Source organism: Crossiella sp. CA198 (assembly GCF_052078295.1).
Classification (GTDB): Bacteria; Actinomycetota; Actinomycetes; order Mycobacteriales; family Pseudonocardiaceae; genus Crossiella.
The window spans coordinates 316,693-331,611 of sequence record NZ_JBQJIM010000004.1 but is presented as its reverse complement, the minus strand read 5'-3'; the positions used below and the strand labels follow the sequence as shown (position 1 = coordinate 331,611).

The 14,919-nt window shown below is 70.3% G+C and carries 13 protein-coding genes; 5 read left to right on the top strand and 8 right to left on the bottom strand.

Going from position 1 to position 14,919, the window contains the following annotated elements; translation table 11 throughout:
- The first annotated feature begins 117 nt into the window (after positions 1-117).
- Together ACTOWY_RS08620 and ACTOWY_RS08615 are read left to right on the top strand one after the other, a co-directional pair.
- Complete coding sequence (locus tag ACTOWY_RS08620; protein WP_247765066.1) at positions 118-990, top strand: p-hydroxycinnamoyl CoA hydratase/lyase; 873 nt, start codon at positions 118-120, stop codon at positions 988-990.
- Positions 991-1,063: 73 nt separating this feature from the next.
- Complete coding sequence (locus ACTOWY_RS08615; RefSeq protein ID WP_441309076.1) at positions 1,064-2,509, top strand: acyl-CoA synthetase; 1,446 nt, start codon at positions 1,064-1,066, stop codon at positions 2,507-2,509.
- 6 nt (positions 2,510-2,515) lie between these two features.
- Here the strand turns inward: ACTOWY_RS08615 and ACTOWY_RS08610 are convergent, their stop codons facing one another.
- The 8 genes from ACTOWY_RS08610 to ACTOWY_RS08575 all read right to left on the bottom strand — a co-directional run bounded on the left by ACTOWY_RS08610 (position 2,516) and on the right by ACTOWY_RS08575 (position 11,453).
- A complete protein-coding gene (locus tag ACTOWY_RS08610; RefSeq protein ID WP_441309075.1) occupies positions 2,516-3,619 on the bottom strand; it encodes an NAD(P)-dependent alcohol dehydrogenase in 1,104 nt (367 codons plus the stop codon).
- Positions 3,620-3,711: 92 nt separating this feature from the next.
- Positions 3,712-5,169 (bottom strand): aldehyde dehydrogenase family protein, encoded by a 1,458-nt coding sequence (locus ACTOWY_RS08605; protein ID WP_441309074.1) that lies wholly within the window; start codon positions 5,167-5,169, stop codon positions 3,712-3,714.
- Between the two features lie 102 nt (positions 5,170-5,271).
- Complete coding sequence (locus tag ACTOWY_RS08600) at positions 5,272-5,742, bottom strand: MarR family winged helix-turn-helix transcriptional regulator (protein WP_441309073.1); 471 nt, start codon at positions 5,740-5,742, stop codon at positions 5,272-5,274.
- Positions 5,743-5,793: 51 nt separating this feature from the next.
- Positions 5,794-7,074: a hypothetical protein gene (locus ACTOWY_RS08595; protein ID WP_441309072.1), complete on the bottom strand. Its 1,281-nt coding sequence runs from the start codon at positions 7,072-7,074 to the stop codon at positions 5,794-5,796.
- Positions 7,071-8,519, bottom strand: coding sequence for an amino acid adenylation domain-containing protein (locus ACTOWY_RS08590; RefSeq protein WP_441309071.1), 1,449 nt, complete (start codon positions 8,517-8,519; stop codon positions 7,071-7,073). The genes ACTOWY_RS08595 and ACTOWY_RS08590 overlap by 4 nt, the downstream gene beginning before the upstream one ends.
- Before the next feature lie 185 nt (positions 8,520-8,704).
- Positions 8,705-9,796 (bottom strand): sensor histidine kinase, encoded by a 1,092-nt coding sequence (locus ACTOWY_RS08585; RefSeq protein WP_441309070.1) that lies wholly within the window; start codon positions 9,794-9,796, stop codon positions 8,705-8,707.
- Positions 9,793-10,458: a response regulator gene (locus tag ACTOWY_RS08580; protein ID WP_441309069.1), complete on the bottom strand. Its 666-nt coding sequence runs from the start codon at positions 10,456-10,458 to the stop codon at positions 9,793-9,795. The genes ACTOWY_RS08585 and ACTOWY_RS08580 overlap by 4 nt, the downstream gene beginning before the upstream one ends.
- 233 nt (positions 10,459-10,691) lie before the next feature.
- Complete coding sequence (locus ACTOWY_RS08575) at positions 10,692-11,453, bottom strand: sporulation protein (RefSeq protein WP_441309068.1); 762 nt, start codon at positions 11,451-11,453, stop codon at positions 10,692-10,694.
- 261 nt (positions 11,454-11,714) lie between these two features.
- Between ACTOWY_RS08575 and ACTOWY_RS08570 the strand changes: the two genes are divergently transcribed.
- The 3 genes from ACTOWY_RS08570 (at position 11,715) to ACTOWY_RS08560 (ending at position 14,896) form a co-directional block, all read left to right on the top strand.
- A complete protein-coding gene (locus tag ACTOWY_RS08570; RefSeq protein WP_441309067.1) occupies positions 11,715-12,776 on the top strand; it encodes a zinc-binding dehydrogenase in 1,062 nt (353 codons plus the stop codon).
- 147 nt (positions 12,777-12,923) lie between these two features.
- Positions 12,924-14,021, top strand: coding sequence for a glycosyltransferase (locus tag ACTOWY_RS08565; protein WP_441309066.1), 1,098 nt, complete (start codon positions 12,924-12,926; stop codon positions 14,019-14,021).
- The gene (locus ACTOWY_RS08560; protein ID WP_441309065.1) at positions 14,018-14,896 is read left to right on the top strand and encodes a cyclase family protein; all 879 of its coding nucleotides are present in this window, start codon (positions 14,018-14,020) and stop codon (positions 14,894-14,896) included. Before ACTOWY_RS08565 ends, ACTOWY_RS08560 begins: the two co-directional genes overlap by 4 nt.
- Positions 14,897-14,919 lie beyond the last annotated feature (23 nt).

The following is a 14,919-nucleotide window of genomic DNA, read 5'->3' as shown; positions in this document are numbered from 1 at the left end:
TGCGTACGACTTGGGCCAATTCGGCGGTGTCCGGTCGGGTCGGTGGCCTTTGCTTGACGGGGGTGGGTTTGGCTTGCTACATCTATCTCAGGGTTCCTGAGATGTAGGAGTGAGCTGATGAGCACTGCGATCCCCGCCGACTCCCCGCCGGTCGTGCCCGAACCGTGGGGGAACACTGTTGAGGTCAGCTTCGATCAGGGCATTGCCTGGGTGATGCTGAACCGGCCGAAGAAGCGCAACGCGATGAATCCGACGCTCAACGACGAGATGGTCCGCGTGCTGGACCACCTGGAGGCCGACGAGCGCTGCCGGGTACTGGTGCTCACCGGCGCGGGGGAGGCGTTCTCCGCCGGCATGGACCTCAAGGAGTACTTCCGCGAGGTCGACGCCACCGGCAGCCTCGCCGTGCAGCTCAAGGTGCGCCGGGCCAGTGCCGAATGGCAGTGGAAGCGGTTGGCGCACTGGAGCAAACCGACCATCGCGATGGTCAACGGCTGGTGCTTCGGCGGCGCGTTCACCCCCCTGGTCGCCTGCGATCTGGCCTTCGCCGACGAGCAGGCGCGGTTCGGGCTCTCCGAGGTCAACTGGGGCATCCCGCCGGGCGGGGTGGTCAGCCGGGCCCTCGCCGCGACCGTGCCGCAGCGGGACGCGCTCTTCCACATCATGACCGGCGAGTCCTTCGACGGTCGCAGGGCTGCTGAGATGCGACTGGTCAATGAAGCCCTGCCGGGGGACCGGTTGCGCGAGCGCACCCGGGAGGTGGCACTCAAACTGGCCTCGATGAACCAGGCCGTGCTGCACTCGGCCAAGGTCGGCTACCGGATCGCCAAGGAAATGCCCTGGGAGCAGGCCGAGGACTACCTCTACGCCAAGCTCGACCAGTCGCAGTTCGTCGACCGCGCCGGGGCCAGGGCCAAGGGGCTCACCCAGTTCCTCGACGACAAAACCTACCGGCCCGGCCTGAGCACCTTCGACCCCGGCAAGGAGTAGCCTGCCGCCTGGGCATGAGGAGAAACCGTTGCGAAATCAGGGTTTGGGCTCCTGGCCCGCGCGCAGGGCCAGGATGACCCCGCAAGCGGTGGGGGTCCGGCACGAGGACCGGGAGCTGACCTACGCGGAGCTGTCCCGGCGGGTGACCGGATTGGCGCACGGCCTGTCCGCCGCGGGCGTGCGCTTCGGCGACCGGGTCGCCTACCTCGGCCCGAACCATCCGGCGTACCTGGAACTGCTCTTCGCCTGCGGGCTGCTCGGCGCCGTCTTCGTACCGCTCAACTTCCGGCTCGCCGCCCCGGAAATCGACCACGCGCTGACCGATTCCGGCGCCGCGGTGCTCGTGCACACCCCGGCGCACGCCGGCACGGTCGCCGCCCTGGCCGAACACCCCGGCCTGCGGCTGATCCCGGTGGCCGAGGAGTACGAGCGACTGCTGAGCACCACGGCGGAACCGCCGGACATCCCGGTTAGCCTCGACGACACCTGCCTGATCATGTACACCTCCGGCAGCACCGGCCGACCCAAAGGCGCCCAGCTGACGCACGGGAACCTGACCTGGAACAGCGTCAACGTCCTGGTCGAGACCGACCTCGCCGGGGACGAGCGGGCGCTGATCGCCGCGCCGCTGTTCCACACCGCCGCGCTGGGCATGATCTGCCTGCCCACCCTGCTCAAAGGCGGCACGGTGGTGCTGCACTCCGCCTTCGACCCCGGCGCGGCCCTGGCCACGATCGAACGCGAGCGGATCACGCTGATGTTCGGCGTGCCCACCATGTTCGCCGCGATCGCGGCGCACCCGCGCTGGCCCGCGGCGGATCTCGCCAGCCTGCGCACCCTGTTGTGCGGCGGGGCCCCGGTGCCCAGGCCGATCATCCAGCGCTACCTCGACCGCGGCATCGGCTTCGCGCAGGGCTACGGGATGACCGAGACCTCGCCCGGCGCCCTGCTGCTCGACCCGGCACGGGCCCAGGACAAGATCGGTTCCGCAGGGGTGCCGTCCTTCTTCACCGACGTGCGGGTGGTGGACCCCAGCGGCCACCCGGTGCCGCCAGGCGTTCGTGGCGAGGTGATTGTCAGCGGCCCCAACGTGATGCGCGGATACTGGCGCCAGCCAGGGGAAACCGCCGCCGCGGTGCGCGCTGGCTGGTTCCACTCCGGCGATATCGCCACCGTCGACGAGGACGGCTACGTCTACCTCGTCGACCGGCTCAAGGACATGATCATCTCGGGTGGGGAGAACATCTACCCGGCCGAGGTGGAGGAGGCGATCCACGCCTTCCCCGGGGTCCATGCCTGCGCCGTGATCGGTGTCCCCGACGAGAAGTGGGGCGAGGTCGGCAAGGCGATCGTGCTGCCCGAGCCCGGCGCGCAGGTGCGGGAGTTGGAGTTGCTGGCCTTCCTGCGCACCCGGCTGGCCGCCTACAAGGTGCCCAAGTCGGTGCGGTTGGTGAGCGCGCTGCCGACCTCGGGCTCCGGCAAGATCCTCAAGCCCGAGGTGCGGAAACTGTACTCCTGAACGGGATCAGAACCGCAGCACCGGTTTGATCGACTGTCCAGTGTGGACGGCCGCGGCCGCGGCGTTGATGTCGGCGAAGTCGAACCCGGTGATCAGCTCTTCCAGGGGCAGCCTGCCCGCCTGGTACTGCGCGACCAGGAACGGGATCAGCGTCTCCGGCTCCGAATCCCCTTCGGTCACCCCGATAACCCGCTTGCCCGCGATCAGGTCGTTCACGTCCAGGGCCACCTCGGCGCCGAAGGGCGGCGCGCCGACCACGGCGCAGCCCCCGCGGGCGGCCAGCGCGTCGACCGCGGTGCGCAGCACACCGGTGTTGCCGGTGGACTCCACCGCGTTGTGCACGCCGCGTCCGCCGGTGATCTCGCGCAGCGCCGAGGGCACGTCCTGTTCCGCGGCGTTGATCGTGTGCGTGGCGCCCAGCCTGGCCGCGAGCCGCAACCGTTGTGGCAGCAGGTCGATCGCGATGAGCTGGCCCGCGTTCGTCCAGGTGCCCGCGATGATCGCGGCGAGTCCGACGGCCCCGGAACCGAAGACGGCCAGGGATTGCCCGTAGGCCGGGCGCAGCGTGTTGAGCACCGCGCCGACCCCGGTCTGGATGCCGCAGCCCAGCGGGGCGAGCACGTCCAGGGGCAGTTCCGCGGCCACCTTCACCAGGCTGCGCTCGTCGACCAGCGCGCGGGTGGCGAAGCTGGACTGGCCGAAGAAGTGCCCGCCGATCCCGTGTCCGGCGCGGCGCAGGGTGTGGCTGCCGTCGGCGCGCAGACCGCCGATGAGGTTGGCGGGCAACCAGGTCGCGCAGTAGGCAGGGTGCCCGTCGCGGCAGGCGGCGCAGCGTCCGCAGGAGGTGAAGGTGAGCAGCACGTGATCACCGGGCGTCACCCGGGTGACCGCCGACCCGACCTCCTCCACCACCCCGGCGCCCTCATGCCCGAGCACTCCGGGCAACGGGAACGGCAGTCCACCGGCGCGCACGCTGAGATCGGTGTGGCAGAGCCCGGCGGCGACCATCCGCACCACCACCTCATCCGGGCGCGGCGCGTCGAGCTCGACCTCCTGGATGGTGAACGCGCCGCCCGCCTGTTCGACCACGGCGGCCTGTGCCTGCGACATGGGGACCTCCTGTCTCGTACCACTTGGGCCAACTGGTACGCCCGCTTGGGCAAAACCGGCGTACCAGTTGGCCCAACTCGCCGGGGGAGTGGTCAGAACGGGTAGCGCGGTGCAGTGGCGCGCAGGGTGAGCCACTGGGTGTCGGTGTAGCACTCCAGGTTGGCGCGGGCGCCGCCGACCCGGGAGGTGCCGGAGGCGCGGACGCCGCCGAAGGGGGCGTTCGGATCGTCGTTGAAGGTCTGGTCGTTGATGTGCACCAGGCCGGCGGGCACCCGGTCGGCGATGGCCATCGCCGCGGCCAGGTCGTTGCCCAGCACGCCGAGCGCCAGCCCGTACTCGCTGTCGGCGGCCAGCACCACCGCTTCGTCCACAGTGGAGAATGGGCGCACGCAGGCCACCGGCCCGAAGACCTCCTCGCGGTAGGCCGGGGTCGCCGAGGTGCAGTCGGCCAGCACGGTCGGCCGGTAGAACAGGCCGTCGTGGGTGCCGCCCGCGACCAGCCGGGCGCCGTCGGCGACGCTGCGCTCGACCAGGTCCTTGACGTGGTTGAGCTGCTTCTGGTCGATGATCGGGCCGAGTGCGACGTCCGCCCGGAAGCCGTCCCCGACGGTGAGCGCGTCGGCCTTCTTCGCCAGCAGGGCAACGTAATCGTCGTAGATCGACTCGTGCACCAGGTGCCTGCCGATGGCCATGCAGGCCTGTCCGGAGTGGACGAAGTTGCCGAACGCGCCGCAGGAGGCGGCCGCTGCCACGTCGACGTCGCCGAGTACGACCAGGGCGCTGTTGCCGCCGAGTTCGAGGTGCGTGCGGGTCAGGGTTTTCGCCGCCTGCGCGCCGATCGCGCGTCCGGCGGGGGTGGAACCGGTGAAGGACACCACCCGCACCTGGGGCGCGTCGATCATCGCGCTGCCGACCTCGACGCCGCCGGGCAGCAGCTGCAGCAGCCCTTCCGGTAGCCCGGCCTCCTCGAAGACGCGGGCGATGAGCACGCCACCGCAGATCGCGGTGCGCTGGTCCGGCTTGAGCAGCACCGCGTTGCCCAGCGCCAGGGCGGGGGCGAGCGAGCGCATGGACAGGATGAGCGGGAAGTTGAACGGCGAGATCACCGAGACCACGCCGACCGGAACCCGGCGCTCCATGCTGATCCGGGGCATCGGCGAGTGCAGCAGTTCACCGTAGGGGGCGGTGGCCAGCGCGGCGGCCTCCCGGCATTCGGCGATCGAGGCCGCGACCTCAAGGCCGCTCTTGAGCCGGGTCGAGCCGGACTCGCGCACCACCCACTCGTTGATCTCCTCGGCGTGCTCCTCGAACAGCGCGGCGGCCCGGGACAGCACCGCGGCCCGCTCGACCGCCGGGGTCGCGGCCCAGCCGGTCTGCACCACGGCGGCCCGCTGCGCGGCCACCACCACGTCGCCTGCCGTGGCCTGACCGACCTCGGCCAGTTCGGCGCCGGTGGCCGGTTCGATCGCCGGGTAGCCGAGCCCCGATCCGGGCAGCCAGCTGCCGGTGAAGATCCGGCCGGCCCAGGTTCCATCCCCGAGCAGCGTCATGTCAGCTCCTCTCACCAGGTCACCCAAGATGTCAGGTTCCCTGATATTCAGTCAAGCAGGGCGAAGAATCAAGTCACGGTTGGGACGCGCCAGGCGCGGTCCTCAGTCGCGCCCGCCGTCGGTGCTCTCGCGTTCCCGCGCGAGCGGCGCCAGCGAGCCGATGCCGAGTTCCAGGGCCTCGCGGAACACCGCGCGCTGGCCAGGACTGAACTGTTCGAGCATGGCGCGCTCCAGTTCCAGCACGGCCGGCCTGCACTCGGCGAGCAGTTCCTGTCCGGCCTCGGTCAGGGTGGCCAGCAGGACCCGCTTGTTGCCCTGCTGCGCCTCCCGGCGGATCAGGCCGCGCTTTTCCAAGGTCAGCACCATCTCGTGCATGGTCTGCGGGCGCAGGAAGGAGCGCCGGGCCAGCTGCGCCGAGGAGGTCGCGCCCCGCGCCTCCAGTACGGTGAGCGCGGTGTACTGCAACGTGGTCAGCCCGCGCGGACGCAGCGCGTCGTCCAGCAGCGAGCGGCTCACCAGCTCCAGCCGCTTGATCAGGTACAGGGTCAACGGCGTCCCGTCGGTGGTGGCCATCCGCCCATCCTCTCACCGCGCGCCAGGATTTCAGTATCCCTGATGATGCCATCAGGAGTCCCAGATGGCGCCGTAGGCGGGGATGCCCACCCGTTCGAGGCCGTGCACCACCTGCCAGGTGAGCTTCTTGTTGGAGATGCAGATGACCGCCTCGGCGTCGAAGTCGCGGTAGGCGGCGTAGGCGAGGCGGACCATATCGGGCTTGCCGTGTTCGCCGGTGTCCCAGATCTGCGCCTCGGGTTGCACCGCGAGGATCTCCTCGACCAGCCCGTCGCCGTAGGTCAGCCGCGGGTTGCGGGTGGCCCAGACGAGGCGGGCGGGCACCTGCTGGGCGAGCAGGTGTGGCAGGCAGGGACCGATGCCGCTGCCAGTGGCGACGTAGACGACCCGGCGGAACAGGGTCTCGATGTTGGCCACGCCCGCGGTGCTGATGCCCTTGACCCACACGTGCGAGGGCAGGTCGTCGATGAAGCGGCCGGTCCAGTCGCCCGCGCGGGAGATGGTCAGCCGGAAGCCGTGCTCGCCGGGGGCGGGGATGTTGGCGAAGGAATGCCATTCCCGCAGCGGGGACCGGCTGATCGCGGTGGAGGAACCGGCGAAGGGCTTGCGGCCGTGGGTGAACCGGGCGATGGCCACGTGCGGCGAGGGCCGTTCGATGGTCACCGGAACCCGGCGCAACCGGGTCCACGGCGCGAGGATGGCCGCGGTGAGCGCTACCAACACCCAGAACTGCGGGGTGCTCACCAGTGACTGTCCACTATAGACGGAACGGGTGATGGTCAGTGCCCACAACAGGATCAGCGAGGTCCAACCGCCGAAGCGGTGCATCAGCTCGAAGTGGTTGTGCGACTTGGCGCGCAGCCGGGGGAGTGCCAGCACCACCATGGCGAGGAACAGGGCCACCAGCGCGTAGGTCAGCACCAGCACGGCGGCCGGTGCGCCCGCGGCGGTGCTCAGGCCGGTGAAAGCGAGGAACCACAACGTGCCTGTTACCGCGCCGCCGACGTGCAGGCCGCCGAAGTGGTAGACCTTGCCCAGCAGCCAGCGCACCCGCAGCGGCCAGGTCACCGGCGCCGCGGTGGCCAGCCGGAACAGCAGGTTGATCAGGCGCTGGCGGCGGATCAGGATGGCCAGCGCGAAGTTGGCCAGCGCCGCGTTGGCGGCGAAGTCGGCGGAGATCCCACCGGGCAAAGCGAAACCGAGCACGACGAGGTTGACCAGGAGCACCGTGGCGGCCAGGCGGTTGTGGTGCATCAGCCGCGGGTTCTTCCACATCCGCCGTGGCAGCGGCAGGGGTTCCGGGAGCACGATGTCGTTCACCAGCGCGGTCATGCCACCGCCCCCGTACCGCGTGCGATGCGCAGCAGCAGCGCCTTGTCGATCTTGCCTCGGTCGGTGGTGGGCAGCGTGGGTAAGGGGTGCACGGCGGCCGGAACGCAGTAGTACGGCAGATCCTCGGCGACCGCGCGCAGTGCGGCGGCCGGGTCGACGGTTTCGGGCTGGACAAAGGACACCAGCGTGCGATCGTCCAGTGTGACCGTGGCCGCCCTGGTGCAGCCGGGCACCCGCTCCAGCACCGCGGACACCGAGTCCAGCTCCACCCGGAAGCCGCGGATCTTCACCTGGTCGTCGGTGCGGCCGAGGTGTTCCAGTTCGCCGTCCGGGGTCCACCGGCCCAGATCCCTGGTGCGGAACATCATTCGGCCGTCGCCGAGGAACGGATCGGGTGCGTAGCGCTCGGCGTTGAGGCCGGGATTGGCCAGGTAGCCCGCTGACACGCAGTCCCCGCCGGCCCACAGCTCGCCGACCGCGCCGATCGGGCAGGGCTGCCGGTGCTCGTCCAGGATGTAAACGGTGTTGTTCGGGGTGGGGGTGCCGATGGTCAGGCGTTCGGCGCCGGGGTGGTGGCGCTGCATGGTGTTGACGATGGTGACCTCGGTGGGGCCACAACCGTTGTAGAAGGCGGTGGTCCTGGCCCAGCGGTCGGCCAGCGGGCGCGGGCAGGGCTCGCCCGCGACCGCGACCGTGCGCACCCGAGGGCAGTCCGCGGGGTCGATCGCGGCCAGGATCGTGGGCGTGGCGATCAGGACGTGTGCCCGGCGGGCGATCTCCTGGATGTCCTCGCCGCGGATGAGCAGGGTGCCGCCGTGGACGAGGCAGCCCAGGATCTCCCAGGCGGCCAGGTCGAAGGCGATGTTGAGGATCTGCCCGACCACCGTGCCCGGCCGGATGCCGAGATCACCCGGCTCGGTGCGCAGCAGGTTGGCCACGTTGGCGTGGGTGACCACAACGCCGTTGGGGGTGCCGGTGGTGCCCGAGGTGAACAGGACGTAGCAACCGTGGTCCGGGGTGACCTCCACCCGGGGCGCGGTGAACTCGGTCTGTTCGGCCATGATCACGTCGATGTCGATGCCGAGGTGTCCACTGGGGACGGTCACCGGCTCGTCGGACTGGGTGAGCACGATCCGGGCCCGTGTGCTGGCGAGAATGTGCCGCAGCGTCGAGGGCCGGAGGATCCTGGCGTCCTGCGGGACATAGGCCGCGCCCGCCTTGAGGGTGGCCAGGATGCCTACCACCATCGGGATGCCGCGGTGCACGACCAGCGCCACGTGCTCGCCCGGCCGCACCCCCTGCTCGACCAGGCGCGCGGCCAGCCGATCGGCCTTGCGGTCGAGTTCGCCGTAGGTCAGCTGTTGCTCGCCGTGCTCGACCGCGATCGCACCGGGGGCCGCGGCGGCCTGCCGGGCGATCACCTCGTGCAGCGGCTCGCGTGGCACCACGCGAGCGGGTCCCCACCCGAACCGCCGGAACAACTGGCGGTCCGCGGCACTCAGCCCGGGGTGATTGGTGCGGACATAGACCATGACTACTTCGTTCCATTTCGGACAGTATTGTTCCCGGCGGCACGAACTGAATGTCGTACGCCTGATCTTCGTTATTCGGAATTGTTTTCCGCTGACCGTCAGGTGAGCGGAAGTCGCAGTCGGAGCTGGTATCCGCCGTCGGGGGTGGAACCCGCGTGGAACCGGCCGTCCAGCAACGCGGCCCGCTCCCGCAGGCCGACGAGCCCGTGCTGGGCGCTGGGCAGGGCGAGTGCGGGCCGGGTGGGCGCGGTGTTGGTGACCGTGACGGTCAGATCGCTGTCATCACGCCGGAACTCGACCGTGGCCTTGGCCCCGGGAGCGTGTTTGCGGACATTGGTCAATGCCTCCTGGATGGTGCGGTAAATGGCCCGCTGCATGGGCGCCTCGATACCGGCCGGAGCGGTGCCGACCAATTGGGTGTCGATGCCGCTGTTGTCGATGAGCCTGCGCAGCTCGGCCAGCGTGGGCTGGGGCGAGAGTTCGGATTCCGGGGTGCCGGAGGCGCGCAGCAGATTCACCATGTGCCGCAATTCGTCGAGGGTGTTCACCGACAGGGTGCGGATGTGCTCCACCGCCTCCCGCACCGCGGGATCGGCGGTGCTCACCGTGACCACCCCGGCCTGCACCGCGATCAGGCTGACCTGGTGCGAGACCACGTCGTGCATCTCCCTGGCCAGCTGGTTGCGTTCCTTGGTCAGGATCACCTGGGCGTCCAGCTGCCGCTCGTACTCCCTGGCCTCCTTGACCTCCGCCAGCCGCAACGCCAGTTCACGCCGGGTGTGCAGGAACCGGCCGAGCAGGATCGGGCCGCCCGCGGTCATCAGCGAGTCGATGCCCTCCAGCACCAGGCCCGAGACCGAGACCTCCTCGCCTGGCGCGGGCAGCGGGAAGAACAGGCCGACCATCAGGGCCAGCCCGCAACCGCCGAGCAGCCACCAGTTCCGGTACCGGACGGAGACCGAGTAGAGCGCCACCACCGCCGGGATGAACACATCGACGATCGCCACCGCGGGCAGCGTCACCAGGAAGACCGGCAACGGCCAGCGGTGACGCAGCACCAGCACGAGCACGGCGACGACGCCGACGCCGGTGTTCGGGCTCGGCTCGGTGATCGCGGTGAGGATCACCTCCGCCGTGGTGACCGCCAGCACGGCGAGGTCGATGAGCCATTTGTGCAGCCGGTTTTTCATGATCGGGGTTCCTCGGTGCTGAGCAGGCCCGCGCGCTCGGCCACCAGTGCCGCCTGCACCCGGCTGCCCACCCGCAGCTTGGTCAGGATGGCGCTGACGTGGTCCTTCACCGTGCTGGCGCTGACGTGGATCCGGGCGCCGATCTCGGTGTTGGACAGTCCCTCGGCGATCAGCACCAGCACCGCGTGCTCCCGTTCGGTGAGCTGTTCGGTCAGCGCCGCGGCCGCGGCCTCGGCGTCGCTGCCCGCGCCGAGGTAGCCCTCCACCACCGTGCGGGTGACCTTGGCGGAGAGCACCACGCCGCCCGCGGCGACGGTGCGGACCATCTGGGCGAGCTGGTCGGGCGCGGTGTCCTTGAGGATGAAGCCCGCCGCGCCGGAGCGCAGCGCGGTGGCGATGTACTCGTCGGAGTCGAAGGTGGTCAGCATGGCCACCACCGGCGGTGGTTTGAGGCCCTGGAGCTGGCGGAGCACGGTGAGTCCGTCCACATCGGCCATCCGGATGTCCAGCAGCACCACATCGGGCCGGTGCGCGGTCACCTCGCGCACGGCCTGCGCGCCGGTCGAGGTCGCGACGACCTGGATGTCCCCGGCCGCCTGGAGGATGAGGCGGAAGCCCGATCGCACCAGTTCCTCGTCGTCCACGACGATCACCCGAATCACGCCACGCTCCTTTGCGGGTCCTGTGCCGGTCCAGTGTGGCCAGCACCAGCCCCGGCGACCACCCGGCTCGCCGAGGCGGGAGAGTCGGTGACTCGCCGGCGTGTTGGCCGTTGTCGTACGCAGTCTTGGCCGAACTGGTACGCCGCCCGGCCAACTCACCGTCCACAACGGCCAACTCACCGTCCACAACGGCCAACACGGCGTCCATAACGGCCAACACGGTGCGTGGGTGGTTAGGCTTGGGCGGTCAGGGTTAGCCAGCCGGAGAGCAGGGCGGGCCAGTTGGTGGCCTGTGCTTCCTGGTGCGACATCCGGAAGTGGCCGAAGGCGTTGTCGCCGTGCGGGAACTCGCCGCCGCGCCGGTCGGCGACCAGCAGCACGCACAGCTCGTGCTCGCTCGGCACGAAGATTAGTTCGACCTCGTCCACCCGGTTCGCGAACGGGGCGGGCGAGGCGAACGCGAATGCCTGGTAGAAACCCATTTCCTGGGGCAGTTCGGGCACCCGGCCGGTGGCCACGCCGACCTCGCGGAAGGAGAAGCCGAGCTGGGTGAACGCCTCCAGCACGGTGTCCTGGATGGACATCGGGTTGATCTGCACCCAGTCGAGATCGTCCCGGTCCGGCCTGCCCGCGACCATCAGCTCGGTCCGGAGCCCCACGGCCGTGCGCGGCAGTGGCGCGCCGCCGACCGCGGTGATCGGCGTTTCCCACGGCACCGGCAGCTGGAACGGGAGGATGACCAGCTCACCCGCTGACACCTCGATGTCCTGCTGCAGCACCAGCCGGAAGAACTCCGCGGTGCTGCCCGGCCCGTGCTCGCTCTCGACCTCGGTGACCAGCGACAGCACGATCCGGCTGATCTGGGCCGCCGAGGAACCGGCCTGGAGGTAGACCTGTCCGGTCAGCGGCCTGCCGGGCACGGCGTGCGGTGCGTCCAGCCAGGTCTCGACGGAGGGGTCACTGATACCAAATGCGCTCTGCGTCCGGTGGAACATGAACAGTCTCCTTCGGGACAGGTGGCACAGCCGCCGCCAGGGCGAGTCAGGCCTCACCGCCTGTGTCACCTGGCCCAGCCTCGCTCGGCCAACCGGCGCCACGCATCCCTCATGCGTCCGGAACAACCCCCCACCCGGCTGGATGACACCCCCGCCGGGTGGCTGGAACCGCGGCTGTGCCCGCTCCGGCCCGTGGTCCGTGTCTAGTCTGAAGCAGACGGGCGTTGTCTGCCGCCTCAAGTCCATTGTGGAGAGACCAGCATGACTGATCGAATGCGCGGCCTTGCCTTTCTCGGCCGAGGCGAGGTCGGCCTAGTCGAACGAGACATCCCGGCCGCCGGTCCCGGCGAGGCCATCGTCCGGACCACGGCCTCGCTCATCTGCACCTCGGACGTGCACGCCGTGCTCGGCGCGGTGCCGGTGCCCGACGGGCGCCTGCTGGGCCACGAGAGCGTCGGTGTCGTGCACGCGATCGGCGCGGGCGTCAGCTCGGTCGCGGTGGGGGACCGGGTGGCCGTCAACGCCATCACCCCGGACGGGACCTGCGACTACTGCCAGCGCGGATTCACCTCCCAGTGCGGCGGCCCGCTGGGCGCATACCGTTACACCGCAAGGAAGGACGGGAACCTCGCGGAGTACTTCCACGTCAACGACGCGGACTACAACCTCGCGCCGATCCCGGACGGACTCTCCGACGAGGCCGCCGTCTACGCCTGCGACATGCTCTCCACCGGCTTCGTCGGCGCGGAGAACGCCAACATCCCGATCGGCGGCACCGTCGCGGTGTTCGCCCAGGGCGCGGTGGGCCTCTCGGCCACCCTGGGCGCGCGGCTCTTGGGCGCCGGGCTCGTCATCGCGGTGGAAGGCATCCCCGGACGAGCCGCGCTGGCCAAGCGGTTCGGGGCCGATCTGGTGCTGGACCCGGCGCGCACCGACCCGGCCGCGGAGATCCTCGCGCTGACCGGCGGCGGGGTCGACTCCGCGATCGAAGCCTTTGGCGCGCAAGCGACCTGGGAGGGCTGCATCCGCGCCACCCGGGCCGGCGGCACGATCTCCAACATCGGCTACCACGGTGCGGACGGGCCCACGCTGTCGATCCCGCTGGACGCCTTCGGCCTGGGCATGGCCGGCAAGAAGATCACCACCGACCTGTGTCCCGGCGGCCGCGAGCGGATGACCCGGCTGATGCGGTTGCTGGCCAACGGAAGGGTGGATCCCACCCCGATGACCACGCACCGTTTTCCCTTGACCGAGGCGGAAACGGCCTTCGACATCATGCGGAACAAGAAGGACAACGTCATCAAGCCACTGATCACCTACTGAGAAGTCATCCAGAATGTCTACAAAGGACCGCGGCTGAATGCTGCCCGGAAGTCGTTGGGGGACAAGGTGAATGATGGCGGGAACTGGTCACGCGAAACTGGCGTTGAGCAACCTTTTCACCCGGATGGCTTGCGTATGTTGACAAGTATGAGAGTTCTGTTCTCCAGCCTGCCCGCGTTCGGGCACCTCGTCCCCTTGCTCCCCTTCGCGGTCGCCGCCCGTGCCGCGGGCGCGGAGGTGGCGGTGGCCACGGCGGCCTCGAAGGCGCATGTCGTGGGAGACCTGCCGTTCATCCCGGTCGGCGCGGACTGGCCGGAACTGGCCGCCGAACACGAGCGGCGGGGCTGGTCGATAGACATGACCGACATCAGCGATCCCGCCGGCGTGATCGCCCTGTGCGCCGACACCAGGGTCGACCTGTGCTTCGAGGAGGTGCTGGCTGTCGCCAAGGAGTTCCAGCCGGACCTGATCATCTCCGACGTCGCCGACCTGATCGCGCCGCTGGTGGCCACGGTCCTCGACGTGCCCTGGGCGTTCTTCAACATCACTACGACGATGCCGCCGGAGATGCACGAGGGGTTCGCGGAACGGTTTGCCTTCCAGGCCGAGTCGCGGGGCCTGACGCCGTCGCCCCCGCTGGCGTTGCTGGACGCGGTGCCGTCACTGCTGCATCTGGAAGGTCACGTGCTCGCGGAGAACCGGATCCCCATGCGCCCGAGGGCCCATCGACCGCCGGGCGCCGAACCCGCCGTGCTGGAGCGCGGCGACCGGCGGCGGGTGCTGCTCACCCTCGGCACCGTGGTTGACCCCGAGGCGCACCTGGCCCGGCTGCTGGCTGCGGTGTCCACTGTGGACGCCGAGATCCTGGTCACCGCCGAGCCGGTGCCGGATGCGCCGGAGAACGTCCGGTTCGTTGGGTTCACCTCGCTGGCCGACCTGCTCCCCGCGGTCGACGCGGTGGTCACGGTCGGTGGCGCGGGCACGGTCTCGGCCACGCTGAGCCACGGCCTGCCGATGGTCATCCAGCCCGTGCTCGCCGACCAGCCCTTCGTGGCCAAGGGCGCGGCCGGCACGGGCGCGGCGATCGTGCTCGGTCCGGACGAGACGGACCGGATCGCCGAAGCCGTCGGCACCGTGCTCACCGACCCGGCCTACCGGGACGCCGCCCGCGAGGCCGCGGTCCGGATCGCCGAACTGCCCACCCCGCAGGACGCGTGGGCGGAACTGCTGCGGCGCCTGCCATGACCGCCGCGACCGACCCCGAACTCCCGGACAACTGGGGCAGATGGGGACCCGAGGACGAACTGGGCACGCTCAACCTCATCACCGACCAGGTGCGGGTGCGAGCGGCGGCGGAGGTGCGGATCGGCCGGTGGGCCTCGCTGGCCCTGCCGATCACGCCCAATCCGATGATCAGCAGCCCGTTCGCGCCCAGCACGGTGGACGTCTCGCCCGTGCAGCAGATGATGCAGCACACCGGGATCGGCGTGGCCGCGGATCTGATGCTGGTCACCAACCATCACGCGAACTCGACCCATCTCGACGCGCTGGCGCACTGGTCGACCGACGACCAGGTGTACCCGGGCCGCCCGCGCGCCCAGACCGTGACCCCCGGCGGTGTCACGCACGCCTCCACCACGGCCTTCGCCGCCGGGATCGTCACCCGCGGGGTGCTGCTCGACCTGGCGCACGAGGGACCGCTCGCCTCCGGGCACGCGGTGACCGGGCTGGACTTCGAGCGGGCCGAGCAGCGCCAAGGCGTCGAGGTGGGCTCGGGCGACGCGCTGGTGGTGCGACTGGGCTGGTCGAGCACCCCGGTTCCCGGCACGCCGACCCCGGGCATCAGCCTGGACGCGGTGCGCTGGATGCACCGCCGAGGAGTCGCCCTCTTCGCCGGTGACCGGGGCGACGCCTACCCGCCGCTGGACCCGGTCGGCCCGTCCCCGCTGCACGGGGTCGGCCTGGGTCGGATGGCGATGCCGCTGATCGACGCGGCCGCACTGGACGACCTCGCGGCGCTGTGCGCCCAGCTCAACCGGCACACCTTCCTGCTCAGCATCGCCCCGCCCCGTATCCACGGCCTGACCGGCGTCCCGGTCAACCCCATCGCTGTGTTCTGACCTGAAAGAGGCTGTGATGAAAA